Source organism: Malonomonas rubra (assembly GCF_003247215.1).
In the GTDB taxonomy this organism is placed as follows: domain Bacteria; phylum Desulfobacterota; class Desulfuromonadia; order Desulfuromonadales; family Geopsychrobacteraceae; genus Malonomonas; species Malonomonas rubra_A.
The window spans coordinates 1-16,272 of the sequence record NZ_QKAP01000087.1 but is presented as its reverse complement, the minus strand read 5'-3'; the positions used below and the strand labels follow the sequence as shown (position 1 = coordinate 16,272).

Annotated in this window: 15 protein-coding genes and 1 pseudogene; all 16 read right to left on the bottom strand. The window is 49.2% G+C overall.

What is annotated here, in order from left to right:
• A partial coding sequence (locus tag Q7J88_RS09315; protein ID WP_303721900.1) for a sigma 54-interacting transcriptional regulator occupies nucleotides 1-741 on the bottom strand: 741 nt, incomplete at its 3' end.
• Nucleotides 742-934: 193 nt separating this feature from the next.
• Nucleotides 935-2,347: a sigma-54 dependent transcriptional regulator gene (locus Q7J88_RS09310; protein ID WP_303721899.1), complete on the bottom strand. Its 1,413-nt coding sequence runs from the start codon at nucleotides 2,345-2,347 to the stop codon at nucleotides 935-937.
• Entirely contained in the window at nucleotides 2,325-4,673 is a 2,349-nt protein-coding gene (locus tag Q7J88_RS09305) for an ATP-binding protein (RefSeq protein ID WP_303721898.1), read from the bottom strand. Before Q7J88_RS09305 ends, Q7J88_RS09310 begins: the two co-directional genes overlap by 23 nt.
• A 354-nt stretch (nucleotides 4,674-5,027) precedes the next feature.
• Nucleotides 5,028-5,435 (bottom strand): F0F1 ATP synthase subunit epsilon, encoded by a 408-nt coding sequence (locus Q7J88_RS09300; RefSeq protein ID WP_303721897.1) that lies wholly within the window; start codon nucleotides 5,433-5,435, stop codon nucleotides 5,028-5,030.
• Nucleotides 5,436-5,476: 41 nt separating this feature from the next.
• Nucleotides 5,477-6,883 (bottom strand): F0F1 ATP synthase subunit beta, encoded by a 1,407-nt coding sequence (atpD, locus tag Q7J88_RS09295; protein ID WP_303721896.1) that lies wholly within the window; start codon nucleotides 6,881-6,883, stop codon nucleotides 5,477-5,479.
• A 57-nt stretch (nucleotides 6,884-6,940) separates the two neighbouring features.
• Nucleotides 6,941-7,810 carry an ATP synthase F1 subunit gamma gene (gene atpG / locus Q7J88_RS09290; RefSeq protein ID WP_303721895.1) on the bottom strand — a complete coding sequence of 290 codons (870 nt, stop codon included), beginning with the start codon at nucleotides 7,808-7,810 and terminating at the stop codon, nucleotides 6,941-6,943.
• Nucleotides 7,811-7,830: 20 nt separating this feature from the next.
• Complete coding sequence (atpA, locus tag Q7J88_RS09285) at nucleotides 7,831-9,339, bottom strand: F0F1 ATP synthase subunit alpha (RefSeq protein WP_303721894.1); 1,509 nt, start codon at nucleotides 9,337-9,339, stop codon at nucleotides 7,831-7,833.
• A 9-nt stretch (nucleotides 9,340-9,348) separates the two neighbouring features.
• Entirely contained in the window at nucleotides 9,349-9,891 is a 543-nt protein-coding gene (gene atpH / locus Q7J88_RS09280) for an ATP synthase F1 subunit delta (RefSeq protein ID WP_303721893.1), read from the bottom strand.
• Nucleotides 9,888-10,469, bottom strand: coding sequence for an ATP synthase F0 subunit B (locus Q7J88_RS09275; RefSeq protein WP_303721892.1), 582 nt, complete (start codon nucleotides 10,467-10,469; stop codon nucleotides 9,888-9,890). Before Q7J88_RS09275 ends, atpH begins: the two co-directional genes overlap by 4 nt.
• Before the next feature lie 24 nt (nucleotides 10,470-10,493).
• The gene (locus Q7J88_RS09270; RefSeq protein WP_303721891.1) at nucleotides 10,494-10,922 is read right to left on the bottom strand and encodes a hypothetical protein; all 429 of its coding nucleotides are present in this window, start codon (nucleotides 10,920-10,922) and stop codon (nucleotides 10,494-10,496) included.
• 203 nt (nucleotides 10,923-11,125) lie between these two features.
• Nucleotides 11,126-11,506: a polymer-forming cytoskeletal protein gene (locus Q7J88_RS09265; protein WP_303721890.1), complete on the bottom strand. Its 381-nt coding sequence runs from the start codon at nucleotides 11,504-11,506 to the stop codon at nucleotides 11,126-11,128.
• A gap of 72 nt (nucleotides 11,507-11,578) precedes the next feature.
• Complete coding sequence (locus Q7J88_RS09260) at nucleotides 11,579-12,445, bottom strand: ParB/RepB/Spo0J family partition protein (RefSeq protein WP_303721889.1); 867 nt, start codon at nucleotides 12,443-12,445, stop codon at nucleotides 11,579-11,581.
• Complete coding sequence (locus tag Q7J88_RS09255; protein ID WP_303721902.1) at nucleotides 12,438-13,208, bottom strand: ParA family protein; 771 nt, start codon at nucleotides 13,206-13,208, stop codon at nucleotides 12,438-12,440. Before Q7J88_RS09255 ends, Q7J88_RS09260 begins: the two co-directional genes overlap by 8 nt.
• 110 nt (nucleotides 13,209-13,318) lie before the next feature.
• On the bottom strand, nucleotides 13,319-13,957 hold the full coding sequence (rsmG, locus tag Q7J88_RS09250; protein WP_303721888.1) for a 16S rRNA (guanine(527)-N(7))-methyltransferase RsmG: 639 nt from the start codon (nucleotides 13,955-13,957) through the stop codon (nucleotides 13,319-13,321).
• Nucleotides 13,950-15,818, bottom strand: a complete 1,869-nt coding sequence (gene mnmG / locus Q7J88_RS09245; protein WP_303721887.1) for a tRNA uridine-5-carboxymethylaminomethyl(34) synthesis enzyme MnmG — start codon at nucleotides 15,816-15,818, stop codon at nucleotides 13,950-13,952. Before mnmG ends, rsmG begins: the two co-directional genes overlap by 8 nt.
• Nucleotides 15,819-15,852: 34 nt before the next feature.
• Nucleotides 15,853-16,272, bottom strand: a pseudogene (locus Q7J88_RS09240) (tRNA uridine-5-carboxymethylaminomethyl(34) synthesis GTPase MnmE); the annotation flags it as partial.

Here is a 16,272-nt window from a genome sequence, read left to right as displayed (position 1 = left end):
GGGAGGAACTTCAACTAGCAAAGGCTGTATCAAGGTATACAGCTCTGGATTGAATTTTCCTTGGGCAACCATCCGTCGCAAGTTGCGGTTTGTCGCGGATACCAGGCGAAATTCGACACGAACATCGGAGGTTGGGCCGACCGGCCTATACTTACCGTCTTGCAGCAGTTGACAGAATAACTTTTGCGTTGAAGAGGGGAGATCGGCAACTTCATCGAGAAACAAGGTCCCTCGGTTTGCTTGTGACAAAAGCCCACTATGCCCGAAACGATCCTCTCCTGCGTGGCCAAGGATCAATTTTTCGGCAATCGATTCCGGAATTGAACGACAGTCAACTACAACGAAATTCTTTCCGTTCCTGCTGCTGTTCTGATGAATAGCTCGCGCGAAAAGTTCCTTGCCGGTTCCTGTTTCGCCACAGACCAACACACACGCTTCGCTTTGCGCAGCAGCCGCAACCTGATCGAGGCAAGCCTTAAGCGCCTGGCTGTTACCCACTATTTCAGAGCGCTGCAAATCGCTTAACTGCAGCGCCCGCGGCTCGGCTTCCTTGATCGTCAGGACATTTCCAGCCAACCTAATATCCAGCTGCTTTTCCTCAATTCCCGGCAGCTGCACACAAACGATCAAAGGTTGCAGCAGATCCCAGCTACAGGCAGCTTGTAAGTCCAGTTCATAGCGGCTGCCGGAACCGGGCAAAGAGTTTTCCTGTCCTACACTTCGAGTCTGCTTTTTTTTCATGTCACAATCACCTTTCGATTGTTCCACAGAACCAGATACTGGTTACATAGCAGCAGGTATGCCAATGCCTTTGAAGCGATTACATCAATTGTTCTCTACAGTTATGGAGATTTAAAGGTGGGCAGAATCCCTGTCGGGCAAGAACTTTCTTGCCCGACAGGAAAATTTCCTGTTGATGTGGAAGACTGTCAACTCAAGCGTTGCGGGAGATGGAGTATTTTTTCAACAGCGCATAAAGCCGCGATTGAGACAGACCAGAGATGCGGCAAGCTTCCGGAATATCCTTGCCAGTAACCTCGGTAAGATCCTGCAGGTACTGTTTCTCTGCCTGGGCGTAGATGGTTTCACGGAACTCATGCAATTTGGGCAGCCGATGCACTTGTTTGCCGGAGACAACCGCATCTTCACTGTTCGAGGATTCCAGCGAGGACTGGGCCACCTGAACCCGGATGTGATTAGGCAGATGCTTAGGAAATAAGGTTTGCTCGAAACGGGCGGTGGCTATCGTGCGATCGATGGTATTGACGAATTCCCGCACATTGCCGGGCCAGGAATAAGTACAGAGGGTTTCAATGAATTCCGGGGAAAATCCTTTTGATGGAATCCCGTACCGGTCGCAACACTTGTCGATATGAAACCGGGTCAGGTCACGAATATCTTCCCGTCGCTCCCGCAGCGGAGGTAGTTCGATGATAAATGAGCGCAAACGAAACAGCAGATCACTGCGAAACTTCCCTTGATTGACCATTTCGTCAAGATCGCGATTGGTTGCCGCAACCAGGCGAAAATCGCTATCCATCTCCTTATTGCTACCGAGAGGGCGGAAACGATGCTCCTGCAAAACGCGCAGGAAAGCTTTTTGTAGCGACATCGGCAACTCACCAACTTCATCGAGGAACAGAGTCCCATTATTGGCCTGCTGCACCAGACCATCATGTGCTTTGTCAGCACCAGTAAATGATCCCTTTTCATGGCCAAACAGCAGGCTTTCTACAAGTGTTTCCGGCAAGGAGGTACAATCAACGACTATAAAGTTCTCTTTGCAGCGGCGACTGTTTTCGTGAACAGCTCGGGCGAACAGTTCCTTACCGGTCCCGGTTTCTCCTGTAATAAAAACGTTGGCGTCGCTTTCCGCCGATTGCGCCACCAGATCCAGGCAGGCTTTCAAGCTGACGCTATTACCAATAATATTGTCCCGTTTCAGGGTCGCCGCCTTACGCGCCTGAGAGACCTCTCGCTTTTCGTTACGATACTGAAGGGCCCGTTCAAGCGAGAGGGTAATCTCCTTGACCGAAAACCCCTTTTCAATGTAATCCCAGGCCCCGCTTTTGATCGCCAGTTCAGCACCGCTTGCATCTCCGAAACCGGTCATGATGATCACTTCCGGCGAGGACGGGCAAGCCTCAATTTTCGGTAACGCTTCCAATCCGTTCCCATCAGGCATTTTCACATCAAGAAACACCACGTCGAAATCGTTCTGGTTGGCCGTTGTCAGCCCTTCCTGCAAGGTCATACAGCTGGTTACAGAATGGTTTTTCCGCTCAACCAAGGAGGTGAGCGTTGAACACATCATATCGTCATCATCAATGATAAGAATATTCGACATATGCCCCCCGAGAAGTGGCTAATTCAGGTATATTCAATTGGCGGCGGATCACTTGATCCATCTGCTCTTTATCAACCGGTTTTAACAGCACTTCACGAATTCCTATCGCGCGGGATTTTTCTGCTGTCAGAATCGAATTGGTTTCCGGAGCAGATCCGGAACAAAGGACGATCGGGATATCGGCCCTGATCGCCAGCAATTCTCTGGCCAACATGTCACCGGTTAAATGCGGCATGGTAAGATCGGTGATCACCAGGTCGAAATCGCGAGGCGAGCAACGGAACAGCTCTAGGGTTTTTCGGCTGTCAGTCTCCGCTACAACTTGATATCCGAGCCGCTCTATCATCTTTGCCTGGGTCAGCACATAATCCTCTTCATCATCGACGAACAGGATTTTCCCACTACCCTTTGCCGTCGCCGGTAAAACTTGGAGTTGCGGAACCTCGTGAAATACTTTCATCTTTGGAAATAGAACGGAGAAGATCGTCCCCCGCCCCTGTACGCTGTCAACCGTAATGGCCCCTTCATGACTCTTAATAATCCCGTGCACTACCGACAACCCCAGCCCCGTCCCTTTTCCTTGGGTTTTGGTTGAATAGAAAGGATCAAATATCCGTTCCATCACCTCCCGAGTCATGCCATGCCCGGTGTCTGAAACCTGCAACTCAATGTAGTCGCCTGGAGTTAGCCCCGCATATGCTCTGCAGGCATCTTCATCAAGTTCCACCTCTTCTATCACAACTTTCAACGCACCACCGGTTTCCAGCATTGCATCGCCCGCGTTGGTACAAAGGTTCATGACCACTTGGTGAATTTGCGTTGGATCGGCAGAAATCATCCCCAAGTCACTTGCCAGCCATTTTTTAACCTCAATCGTCTTCGGCAAGGTAGCTCGTAACAGGTTGAAACATTCCTCAACGATACTCTCCAGATTAACCGGTTGCCGCTCCTGTTCAGTACGTCGACTAAGCGTGAGTATTTGACGTACCAGATTTTTCCCCCGAAAACCCGCTTTGAGCACAAGTTCAAGCTGTTTTTTTAGCGGGTTGTCATCGGGGATGTCTTCCAAAGCCATCTCTGTGTTGGTGATAATGACAGCTAAAATATTGTTGAAATCATGCGCGATTCCTCCGGACAAAGTTGCTATTGCTTCCAGTTTCTGAGCCTGTCGCAGCTGCATTTCAAGTTGAAACTCGTGGGTAACATCACGCACGATAACGACATATCGACTTACAACACCGCCATTACCCAAGACGGGTGAGATTCGAGCGTCTATTTCACTTCGTGGCCCATCGACATAACGGTTATCGAAATGTCCACTCTGCAAGTTTCCCGTTTCGACGGCCTTAATAACAGCTGCATAGTACTCCTCATTGCTAAGCCAGCAATCAATAGTGTGGATACTTTTTCCTAACGGTGTCTCTACATTCGGGGCACATATTTTTTCGTAAGAGGAGTTCATATATTGGATTATTCCGTCTTTATCAAATGTCATTACCCCGTTGGACGCCTGTTCGATCGCCGCCGCCAGCAACATCTTTTCTTCTAAGGCTCGCTCTCGTTCGACATTCATGCGGATCGTCTTAATGCCATAGGAAAGGTCAGCCGCAAGTTCTTCCATCCTGGTAATTTCATCTGCATCGAATGCGTTGATCTCGGGAGAAAAGATCACAAGGGCACCGAATACGGTTTCACCTTCAGTCAACGGCAATGAGATCCCTGACGCATAACCACATTTGAGTGCTTTTTCCCGCCAAGGCAAATAATCTGGATTGGTTTTGAAATTCTGGAAAACAGTCGTTTTCCTCGTTCTGATCGTGGTACCAGCAGGCCCCCGTCCCTGTTCGTTGTCATCCCAAGAGGCTTGCATGGTGCAGATGAAGTTATCCTCGTAGCCCCAGTGAGCTACTGGGCGCAACGTTTTGCCTTCATCCTGTTCGGCAAACCCGACCCAAGCAAAGCGATATCCACCAATCATGACAAAAATTCTGCAGATCTCCTGCATCAATTCCTGTTCGTCAGTGATTCTGGTTATCGCCTTGGTACATTCGCTGATACCGCGTAATGCACGATTCACTTCACGCAAGGACTCCTGAGAATAACTGATAGCGACATCCCAGAAACGAAGCAGCCAGTAGAGAAGGAGTGCAGACAGCGCGATGAAAAGCCAGTGACTCAACGCCACCGATTTGTGGGAAATTTCCGGCTGATTGAGGAGTACCGCAAACAAACTGTCGGAAAAAAAAGTCCACATCCCGCCCAACGAAGCATAGGATATGGCTATCGTGTAACAGGTCAACCGTTCAGGTTTTTTAAGGGCAATCATTCAATAGCCTTCAGGCGGTTTGCCTGCCATGACAGCTAATGTAGCGCCGGCCCTACATGTTAGCAAAACAACACACAGACTGAGAGCGAATCAGTTGTGAAAAGTTTACACTTCAGTAAATATGCATTAAATATTAGATAGATAACCTGCTTATTCCATCCACCTGATTTGTAAATTAATATCAGAAACAATACCATTGTCAATGCAATTTAGTTCTGGCAGTGTTAGGTTTTTAGTTAGTTCCTTTCTAGCTGTACAAACGTTTCAGATTCGATTTTGTTGACAGAACTTTATCCAAATGAAAAAGGCGCCTCTAACCAGAGGCGCCTTTTTCGGTTCATTTTAAAGTTTTTGCTATTTTTTGCTGGCAACCTGAATTCGGATAAGCGCCCTCTCAAGGGCAGCTTCCATAACTTTGAACTGCTTGTCTTCCTCCGACAATGTCTTCAAAGCATCTTCAGCGCGACCCAACGCAGCTTGTGCCCGTTTAAGATCTATTTCATCCGCTTTCTCAGCAGTATCAACCAGCACAGTAACAGTATCCTCTGCCACTTCAAGATAGCCCCAGTTCACAGCAACATGAAATTGTTGGCCACCCTTTTTGTAGGATAGTTCACCTACCTTAAGGGTCGTCAGCAGCGGTGTGTGCCCTGGGAGAAGACCCAACTCACCAACAAAGCCGGGAGCCGTGATCTCATCGACCTCCTCCGAGAGTACCTTCTTGTAGGGGGTCACCATTTCTAGTGTAAACTTATCAGCCATTGCGACTGTCCTTTACGTTTGAATCTTGTCTCTGTACCCGATTAGGCTGCCATGCTCTTGGCTTTTTCGATCGCCTCTTCGATGGTTCCAACAAGGTAGAAAGCCTGCTCAGGCAAACCATCATGCTTACCGTCGAGGATCTCCTGGAAACCCTTGATAGTGTCCTTGAGTTCAACGTACTTACCCGGGGAACCGGTGAAGACCTCAGCCACGTGGAACGGTTGCGAGAGGAAACGCTGAATTTTACGGGCACGGGCAACAACCAGCTTGTCTTCCTCTGAAAGTTCGTCCATCCCGAGGATAGCGATAATGTCCTGCAGATCCTTGTAGCGCTGAAGCACATACTGGACGTCACGAGCAACCTTGTAGTGCTCTTCGCCGATTACCTGCGGATCGAGGATACGGCTGGTGGAGTCGAGCGGGTCAACCGCAGGGTAGATACCGAGTTCGGCAATCTGACGCGAAAGAACCGTGGTGGCGTCCAAGTGAGCAAACGCGGTCGCCGGAGCCGGGTCAGTCAAGTCATCAGCAGGGACATAGATCGCCTGAACCGAAGTGATGGAACCTTTGTCGGTGGTGGTGATTCTCTCCTGCAACTCACCCATCTCGGTCGACAGAGTCGGCTGATAACCAACAGCGGAAGGAATCCGACCAAGCAGTGCCGAAACCTCCGAACCAGCTTGGGTGAAACGGAAGATGTTGTCGACGAACAACAACACGTCCTGACCTTCCTCATCGCGGAAGTATTCAGCAACAGTCAGTGCCGACAGGGCAACCCGAGCCCGAGCTCCTGGAGGCTCGTTCATCTGGCCGTAGATCAGAGCTGCTTTGTCGAGAACGCCAGACTCTTTCATCTCTTCCCACAGATCGTTACCCTCACGAGTCCGCTCACCGACGCCAGCAAAAACCGAGAAACCACCGTGCTGCTGAGCAACGTTGTTGATCAGCTCCATGATCAGAACGGTTTTACCGACACCGGCACCACCGAACAAACCGATCTTACCACCCCGTGAGTAAGGGGCGAGCAGATCAACGACCTTGATACCGGTTTCGAAAGCCTCGACCTTGGTCGACTGGTTAATGAATTCCGGCGCAGGACGGTGAATACCCCAAGCCTTGTCTGAACCGACCGGACCCATCTCGTCAACCGGCTCGCCAACAACGTTCATAATCCGACCGAGTGTCTTCGGTCCAACCGGCATCAGAATCTGGTCGCCGGTATCGAGAACTTCCTGCCCTCGAACCAGACCTTCGGTTGCGTCCATCGCGATGGTCCGGACGGTGTTCTCGCCGAGGTGCTGAGCAACCTCACATACCAGATTCCACTCACCTTCGCCCAAGGAAGGGTTGGTGATTTTAACTGCGTGGAAGATCTCCGGCAGCTTGCCCGGCTCGAACTCGACGTCAACAACAGGACCAATAACCTGTGTGATCTTTCCCTTGTTCATAACTGTACCTTTCCTCCTTATCCCAGCGGAATAAGCTTTATATGTCTGAAACCTTACTTACTTAATCGATTCAGCACCGGAGATAATTTCCATCAGCTCCTTGGTGATGGCAGCCTGACGTGCACGGTTATACTGCAGCGTCAATTTACCAATCATCTCCGAAGCATTCCGGCTGGCACTGTCCATCGCCGACATCCGGGCACCCTGCTCTGAAGCGTTCGACTCGAGCAGACCACGGAAAAACTGGACCTCAACCATCTTCGGCAGAATCTCGGAAAGAACCCCGGCCTTGTCCGGCTCGTAGATATAGTCGATAGCATCCTCAGTGGCATCACCAGCTTCTTTAGGCTGAATAGGTAGAACCTGCTCCAGCGTCACGTTCTGCACAATGGCACTCTGGAATGCATTGTAGAGGACATAAACGGCGTCATACTTCTCTTCGCCGTATGCTTCGACAACGTCCTGACCGATCAGCTGAGCAGTTTTATAGGTTGCATCAGTTGTGATGTTCTCATAAACCTTGACGATTTTGTCACCGAGACGGCTCTTGAGAAAATCACGTCCTTTGCGGCCAATAATCATCAGATCGATGTCATCGAAACCCAGCTCATTGACACGGATAAAGCGCTCCGCCTCTTTCGAGACGTTAGCGTTAAAGCCGCCACAGAGACCCCGATCGGCAGTCATCAACACGACCAGGGCACGGCTGTTGCCACGCTGGCTAAGCAGTGGATGGGCATCAGACTCTTCACGCGCCGCCAGATTCGAGAGTACCGACTGAAGCTTCTCCGCGTAAGGGCGAGCAGCAACAGCGGCGTCCTGAGCGCGACGCAGCTTGGCCGCGGCGACCATCTTCATCGCCTTAGTGATCTGCTGGGTATTTTTAACCGAGCCGATCCGTTTTTTAATATCCTTCAGACTTGGCATCTGTCCAAACCCTTATCGAATCAGGCTACAAACTGACCTTTGAATTCATCCAAAGCCGACTTGATCTTCGCTTCCAGATCATCGTCAATCTTGTTCTGTTCAGTCAACTCTTTAACGATATCGCTATGCTGAGCATCCATGAAAGCGAGCATTTCGCTCTCGTAACGCTGAACAGCAGTAGTCGGGTATTCATCAACGTAACCGTTATTGGCAGCGTAGATGGCGAGAACCTGGGTCGCAACAGGCATCGGCTTGTACTGACCCTGCTTGAGGATCTCAACCAGACGGGCACCACGGTTGAGCTGCTTCTGGGTTGCGGCGTCGAGGTCAGAGCCGAACTGGGCAAAAGCAGCCATCTCACGATACTGAGCAAGAGCCAGTCGCAAGGTACCGGCAACCTGCTTCATCGCCTTGACTTGCGCAGAACCACCGACCCGGGAAACCGACAGACCGACGTTGATCGCCGGGCGGACACCCGAGTAGAAAAGGTCAGTTTCAAGGAAGATCTGACCATCGGTAATCGATATAACGTTGGTCGGGATGTAAGCCGAAACGTCACCAGCCTGGGTTTCGATAACCGGCAGAGCGGTCAGCGAACCTGCGCCTTCTGCATCGGAGAGCTTTGCAGCACGCTCGAGCAACCGGCTGTGCAGGTAGAAAACGTCACCCGGGAATGCCTCACGTCCTGGCGGACGACGAAGCAGCAAGGAAAGCTGACGATAAGCAACCGCCTGCTTGGAGAGGTCATCATAAATAATCAGGGCGTGCTTGCTGTTGTCGCGGAAGAACTCACCCATGGTAACACCGGTGTACGGTGCGATAAACTGCAGCGGAGCCGGGTCGGATGCGGTCGCCGAAACAACGATGGTATAATCCATCGCGCCGTGCTGACGCAGCTTCTCAACAACCTGAGCAACGGTGGAACGCTTCTGACCGATAGCGACGTAGATACAAACAACGCCGTTGCCTTTCTGGTTGATAATGGTATCAGTAGCAACCGCGGTTTTACCGGTCTGACGGTCACCGATGATCAGTTCCCGCTGACCACGACCAATCGGAACCATTGCATCGATCGCCTTGAGACCGGTCTGCATTGGCTCGTGAACTGACTTTCGAGCTACGATACCTGGAGCCTTGATCTCAACTTGGCTGTAGGTGTCGGTCTTGATGTCGCCTTTGCCGTCAATCGGAATCCCGATACCGTTGACAACTCGGCCGATCAGTGCCTCGCCAACCGGAACCTGCACGATCTGTTCAGTCCGCTTGACCAGGTCACCTTCCTTGATGTGTTCAGAATCACCGAGAATCGCCGCACCGACGTTGTCTTCCTCGAGGTTGAGAACCATCCCCATGGTACCACCGGGGAATTCGAGAAGCTCACCTGACATTGCCTTGTCGAGACCGTGAATACGGGCGATACCGTCACCAACCGAGATGATGGTACCGGTTTCGCTAACTTCTACTTCGCGACCAAAGTCTTCAATCTGCTTCTTGATAATCGCGCTGATTTCTTCTGCTCTGATTTCCATGATATCCTATCACCCCTTTGCTAAGGTATCTTCAATCCGTTTCAGCTGGGTTTTCACACTACCGTCAAAAAGTTTACCGCCCATCTCGGCCTGGATGCCGCCGATCAGCGATTTATCCGTTTCAAGCGTCAGCACGACCTGCTTGCCGGTCTGCGTCTCAAGACCGTTCTTGATTGCTTCCGAGCGTGCCTTGGTTAGCTTGCTGGCCGAGGTAATCTTGGCCCGCACCACACCGGAAAGCTCATCGGCAAACTTGCGATAATTCAGATCGATCTGTGGAACATAAGCGATACGATCTTTCTCAAGGAGCAGACTGAGGAATGTTTTCATCCCCTCGCTCAACTTGAGCAGTTCGCAAAGATCGCCCAGAATGGCCATCTTCTTTTCCAAAGGAAAGGTCGGGCTGTCGAGCAACAGACGCAACAGATCTTCGCTCTTCAGAACCGACGCGACATTCGCCAACTCTTCCGCATAAGGCTCAACCTGCTTCTGCTCCGAAGCAATGTTGAGCAGCGCCTTGGCGTACCTTATTCCAATCGCACTGCTACTCAATGTAACTCTCCCACCTTCTGCATATACTCGTCGATCAGACGGGTATCATCGTCTTTGGTGAAGCTCTTCTTCAATAAATTTTCAGCCATTTCAACAGCAAGGGCTGCGGCTTCCTTCTGCAGCTCCTGGCGTGCCTTGGCTACTTCCAGCTCAGCAGCTTTTTCAGCATCCTGCTCGATTTTGACCGCCGCTTGTTTGGCGTTCTCGATGATTCTCTGCTTCTCCAGCTCGCCTTCGCGACGGATTGTTTCGCCCAATTCAGCAATCTCTTCAGTCGCCTTGTCCAGTTTGTGATCGTACTCGGCAAACTTGGCTTCCGCTTCTTCCTTGGCCTGCTTGGCCTCAGCGAGTGCTTTTTCAATCTCTTCAGTACGGCCGGCAAGCCCCTTCTTCAGCGGCTTGCGCAGGAAGTAAACCAAAATTGCGACAACGCAGCCAAAGTTCAGGATCCGCCAGAGGAAGTCTTTCAGCAAAACACCGCTATCGACATGATGTGCTTCACCCGAGGCAAAAGCTACCCCGGCCAGCAGCAGGACCAGCAAGGATGTCAGCAGAACAGTTGTTTTCTTCTTGTACATAACTAAATCAACCCTTCCTGATATCTAAGCCAGTTCGCGACCGAGAATCTTGGTGGCAATCTGTCCAGCCAACGATTCCGCATCGCTCTTGAGTGTTTTGCTTGCTGCAGCAGCTTCTTTGCCGACTTGCGCCTTAATTGTCTGAAGCCTAGCGGTCGCTTTTCCTTGAGCTTCGGAAAGAATTTTTGCTTCTTCCGCGCTCGCAGCCTTCTTCAGACTGTTGCGCTCCTCGTTGGCGGCAAACTTTGCTTCGCTAAGCTGCTGCTGATACCGTTGCATTTTGTCTTCGATATCCGCCTCAAGGCTCTTGGCCCGGCCATGCGAGCCTTCAATTGCCTCACGCCGCTCCGCGATGATATTCATCAGCGGCCGATAAAGCAATTTATTGAGAATTATCAGCAGGATAATAAAATTGACAAACTGCAGACCTAGAGTCCAGTTAACACTGATCACCTAACTCACCTCTTGATTATATAGTTAGTATTTTTAGGTATACTGTATACAAGAACTGAAGTCGTAAAAATATGGCCCCTTGGGCCAAAGCAACGCATAGCTACCACAACAATGCAGCCGTGTCAAGAAACATTACTGTAATTTTACAACGCCGTTCGAGTCAAATAGCAACTTAATTTTATTCTCAGATTCGCACAGAACGGCTATTTAGCTGGGTCGAAGCTCGCTTCCTCGACGCTGTTCATGGTCATTTTGATATCGCCGTTAAATATTACGTTCTCTTCAATTTTCAAAACCGGAGTCTGCAGCGAACCCTCAACCTTCGCTGGAGCACGTAGCTCAACCAAACTGGAAGCTACAATATTTCCCGTGAAACGTCCGCTTAAAATCAACGCACCGACGCTAATATCCCCTTCGATCTCCGCAGTATCGCCGACAATCAGCGTATCGCTCGATTTAATTTCGCCACAAAAGCTGCCATCGAGACGGACCATCTCATCAAAACTTAACTTTCCTTCGAATTTACTCCCTGGCCCAAGAAACGCTTTTATTTCCGCTTTATCGATTGCCATCGGTTTTTTCATCTGCGTTTGCTCCTGCTTTTTTCCGCCGAACATAGACTTCACCATATTTAAAAGAAAAGGAATTGTCGCAAATCAAATCGTCACGCCGAACAATTCCAACAACCGCTCCAACTCCACCTGATCGTGATAGCTGATCTCGATCCTTCCCCCCTTTCCTTTCGAGGTCACTTTCACCTGGGCTCCCAAAGTCTGCTTAAGAGATGATTCCAACTCCAACAGATTCGGGTCGATCTCTTTGACTGGTTTTTCAACCGGCGCTTTTGTCCCGGTAAAATTCTTTATTTTTTTTACCAGCTTTTCAGTCTCGCGCACCGAAAGTTTTTTCCGGATGACTTCTTCACTGGCCTCGAAAATATCTTCATCCTCATCAAGCGACAGAAGTGCCCGAGCGTGCCCCATCGACAACCTGTTGGAGAGGAGATCGTCCTTGACTTTATTCGGCAATCGCAGCAACCGCAACGCATTCGCCACGGTAGAGCGTTCTTTGCCAACCCGTTTGGCAACCTCCTCCTGGGAGAGGTCAAAATTGTCCATCAGATGACGATAGGCGGTCGCCTCTTCCAAGGGGTTGAGATCTTCACGTTGTATGTTTTCAATCAGTGCAACCTCGAGCGCCCAATCTTCCGTAACATCTTGAATTACTACGGGAACTCTCTCCAAACCGGCTTTTTGCGCGGCACGCCAACGGCGCTCACCGGCAATAATTTGATAGTGATCCGCCATCTGGCGGATCACCAACGGCTGGATAACCCCTTTTTCCTTGATCGAAGCAACCAACTCCGCCATCTTCGCATCGTCAAAGGTTTTTCGTGGCTGCTGACCATGTGGCCGCAACTCCTCGATCGGGCATGAAAAATATTTTTTTCCACCTTCCTGGGCAGCTGAACTGAGCAACGCTCCGATCCCTTTTCCCAAAGCCGGGCGCTTCGGTTTAGCCATTACCCCCTCCTGACAGTAATTCTTTCGCAAGTCCCATATATGCCTGGGCACCACGCGAGCCAATATCGTACATCAACGCTGGCAGTCCATAACTAGGTGCCTCCGACAAGCGAACATTCCGCGGCACCACCGTATTAAATACTTTGTCGCCAAAGTGAGTCTTGATTTCATCACTTACCTGGTGGCAAAGGTTGTTCCGTCCATCGAACATGGTCAACAGTATGCCACCTATTTCCAAGCCAGGATTCAGTTCCTGCTGCACCAAACGAATGGTCTGCATCAACTGTCCCAAACCTTCCATCGCATAAAACTCACATTGCAGGGGGACGAGAACCGAATTCGCTGCACAGAGCGCATTGACTGTCAATAGGCTGAGTGAGGGTGGGCAATCAATAATTATATATTCGTATTGATCACTGATTTTATCCAATTCCTGCTTTAGTCGTTTATCTCGATCCGGCGATTCAATCAGCTCGATTTCGGCTCCAATCAAATCGGTCGTTGATGGCATGACGTGCAGGCAATCAAGCTCGGTATAACGAATTACATCGGCAGCGCTAGCCTCACCCAACAAAACATTATAAACAGTTGATATTGCTTCTGTTTTATCAATCCCAAGACCACTACAGGCATTCGCCTGCGGGTCAATATCAACCAACAGGGTTTTCTTTTCAGCAGCGGCTAAAGAAGCCGAAAGATTCACTGCAGTCGTGGTTTTGCCAACCCCACCTTTCTGGTTGGCTACGGCAATAATTTTAGCCATCATCTAAACTCCTTATGCAGAAGAATTTCAGAGATTATCATAGACAGTATCTAAATTCAGCCCAATTCAGCGACTGCTCCAAGAAATTGTCAATTTTTGAAAAAATTTGCTCAATATGAAGATCTGATGAGGATAAATATTTCGCGTTTTGAACCGCTAAAAGGAAGTTGATAGGCAACTATATCCCTAATGCCATACCGATTGGCATTTTCTCCGGCCAAATATTCCTGAAATTCTGCTGAACTTTCCGGTCCTTTCATGAGCAGTAGTACCCCACCTTCATTTTGCAGGGGTGCTGCCCAAGTGACTAGGGAAGAAAAGTTACTCAGAGCCCGCGCCGTAACAAGCTCAAACTTTTTGTCGGCGACATCCTCCAAGCGCGCATGAATCGGTTCCAGATTTTCTAGTTTCAATAGTCGCCTGACATGTGTCTGAAAATTTATCTTCTTGCCGACACTGTCAACAGAAACTACCTGTAATCTCGGATTAGCTATCGCCAAGGGTATCCCCGGCAAACCGGCACCTGACCCCATATCCAGCAATCGGCCCTGCGGTGGAAGATATTTTAGCAATACCAACGAATCCAGCAGATGCTTTTCTAACGCCTCACCCCGATCGCGAATCGAGGTTAGACTGATCCTTTCATTCCAACGCATCATCTCATCTATAAACCGTTCTTCTTTTGCGATAATTTCCGCAGAAAGGTCTATCGACATTTTTTCCAGGCCTGAAGTTAGAGTTTCATCCACGGTACTTCTTCCGCAAGTAGATATTTAGAATAGCAATAGCGGCAGGTGTCACTCCCTGAATTCGTCCTGCCTGACCAAGTGTTACCGGTTGCACCTCGGTCAATTTTTCCCGCACCTCAGTTGACAGACTATCAACTTGAAAATAATCGATATTTTCTGGGATATTTACATTTTCAAAATCCCGATAGCGTTCAACCATTTCTTTCTGCCGATCAATATAACCTTCATATTTTATTGCTATTTCCAACTGCTCCAATGCTGCATCACTTAAACATCCCAAATCAGAAAAATCTTCGGCAAGTTGTTCTATCTTTATTTCCGGCCGGCGCAAAAGTGTCTCCAGAGACAAACCGCTCTTCAAATTTCCAAGATTATATTTTTCTACCAACGCCTTATTGGCAGATGTCACTTTCTGAGTTTCCAACAAAGCCTTGCCCTGCTCTACTTGATTTTGTTTCTCTTCATACAGGCGCCAGCGCTCGTCCTTCACCAACCCGATTTTCCTGCCGAGCGGGGTCAGACGTTGATCGGCATTATCCTCTCGCAACAACAAGCGATACTCCGACCTTGAAGTAAACATGCGATAAGGCTCGACCGTCGGCTGTGTAATTAGGTCATCGACCATAACTCCGAGATAACCCTGTTCACGACCAATAATCAATTGCTCCTTCTCTTTACAAAACAGTGCAGCGTTTATTCCTGCTAACAAACCTTGTGCTGCAGCCTCTTCATAGCCAGAGGTTCCATTGACCTGCCCAGCATGATATAGACCTTTCACCGTTCGTGTCTCAAGCGTCAAACGCAACTGGGTCGGCTCAACAAAATCGTATTCAATAGCGTACCCCGGACGCATTAACTCAACATTCTCCAACCCGACCATGGTGCGAAAAAACCGCAATTGAATATCGGGCGGCAGTGAGGTTGACATCCCACTCGGATACATTTCGTGGCTCGCCACCCCCTCCGGCTCAATAAAGGTCTGATGAGAATTCTTATCAGGGAAGCGCACCACCTTATCCTCAATTGAAGGACAATAGCGCGGGCCTATACCTTCAATCGCTCCGGAAAACAATGCCGACTTATCTAAGTTATCGCGGATAATTTGATGGGTTTTTTCGTTGGTATATGAAATATGACAATCTACCTGTTTCCGATCGATCTTTTGCGTCATAAAGGAAAAGGGCTTTATCCGTTCGTCACCAGGCTGTCTTTCAAGTTTGGAAAAATCGATTGAGCGGGCAGACAATCTTGCGGGGGTTCCGGTTTTTAACCTCCCTACTTGCAAGCCCAAATCTTTTAAACAATCGGAGAGCCCCTCTGATGCAGGCTCACCTGCCCTTCCGCCGGAATAATTATTCAAACCGATATGAATCAATCCACGCATAAAAGTTCCGGTTGTCAGCACAACCGTACGAGCATTAAAAACCAAACCTTCACGTATTTTTACGCCGGTAATTTTTTGATTTTCCGCGAGCAACCTTACAACTGTTCCCTGTTTTAAATCGAGCAGCGGCTCACTCTCAACCACCGATTTCATCCTGCCGCTATAAGCCATCCGGTCAGCCTGTGCCCTACCAGCACGAACCGCAGGCCCCTTTTTCATATTCAGGCGCCGGAATTGAATACCCGTAGCATCGATATTCAATCCCATTTCACCTCCCAATGCGTCAATTTCTGTGACCAAGTGTCCTTTTGCCAAACCGCCAATTGCAGGATTACATGACATCTGGGCAACAGTATCCAAGCCCATTGTTAACAGCAACGTCATACAACCCATGCGGGCGGCGGCGAGAGCAGCCTCACAGCCTGCGTGTCCAGCCCCAACCACAATGACATCATATTCTTTACCGTAACTAGACATTCTTATTTTTCGTGAAATGTTCCACGTGGAACATTTACTTACCTATACAGAATTTGGAAAAAATACCAGCCAAAACACTATCCGTTGTGGTTTCACCGGATATATACCCAAGATATTGTAGTGAATCACGAATATCAAAAGCGAGGAATTCTAAAGATTGCCCTATATCGAGAGACAGACGAACATTCTCTAGACATCGTCTGGCAGACAACAACGAGTCATAGTGACGCTGTTCAACCAACATTACCGAATCCGATTCGGTCAAATAATCACCCAAAAGAAACTCTGATATAGCATTCTTGAGATGATCAAGACCTTCCCCCGTCTTGATAGAAATAGGATAAATGGGTTGTTTAACAAAAGAAAGGTCAGCCTGTTGGGCCAAGTCCATTTTTGTTTTCACAACAAAAACCGATGCTTCACTACATGACTGATAAGAAAAAAGATCCTGTTC

Excerpts from the sequence above, each read along its gene's own strand:
- Q7J88_RS09310 (WP_303721899.1), bottom strand. The coding sequence starts at position 2,347 with ATGTCGAATATTCTTATCATTGATGATGACGATATGATGTGTTCAACG.
- Q7J88_RS09305 (WP_303721898.1), bottom strand. The coding sequence starts at position 4,673 with ATGATTGCCCTTAAAAAACCTGAACGGTTGACCTGTTACACGATAGCC.
- Q7J88_RS09300 (WP_303721897.1), bottom strand. The coding sequence starts at position 5,435 with ATGGCTGATAAGTTTACACTAGAAATGGTGACCCCCTACAAGAAGGTA.
- atpD (WP_303721896.1), bottom strand. The coding sequence starts at position 6,883 with ATGAACAAGGGAAAGATCACACAGGTTATTGGTCCTGTTGTTGACGTC.
- atpG (WP_303721895.1), bottom strand. The coding sequence starts at position 7,810 with ATGCCAAGTCTGAAGGATATTAAAAAACGGATCGGCTCGGTTAAAAAT.
- atpA (WP_303721894.1), bottom strand. The coding sequence starts at position 9,339 with ATGGAAATCAGAGCAGAAGAAATCAGCGCGATTATCAAGAAGCAGATT.
- Q7J88_RS09275 (WP_303721892.1), bottom strand. The coding sequence starts at position 10,469 with ATGTACAAGAAGAAAACAACTGTTCTGCTGACATCCTTGCTGGTCCTG.
- Q7J88_RS09265 (WP_303721890.1), bottom strand. The coding sequence starts at position 11,506 with ATGAAAAAACCGATGGCAATCGATAAAGCGGAAATAAAAGCGTTTCTT.
- Q7J88_RS09260 (WP_303721889.1), bottom strand. The coding sequence starts at position 12,445 with ATGGCTAAACCGAAGCGCCCGGCTTTGGGAAAAGGGATCGGAGCGTTG.
- Q7J88_RS09255 (WP_303721902.1), bottom strand. The coding sequence starts at position 13,208 with ATGGCTAAAATTATTGCCGTAGCCAACCAGAAAGGTGGGGTTGGCAAA.
- mnmG (WP_303721887.1), bottom strand. The coding sequence starts at position 15,818 with ATGTCTAGTTACGGTAAAGAATATGATGTCATTGTGGTTGGGGCTGGA.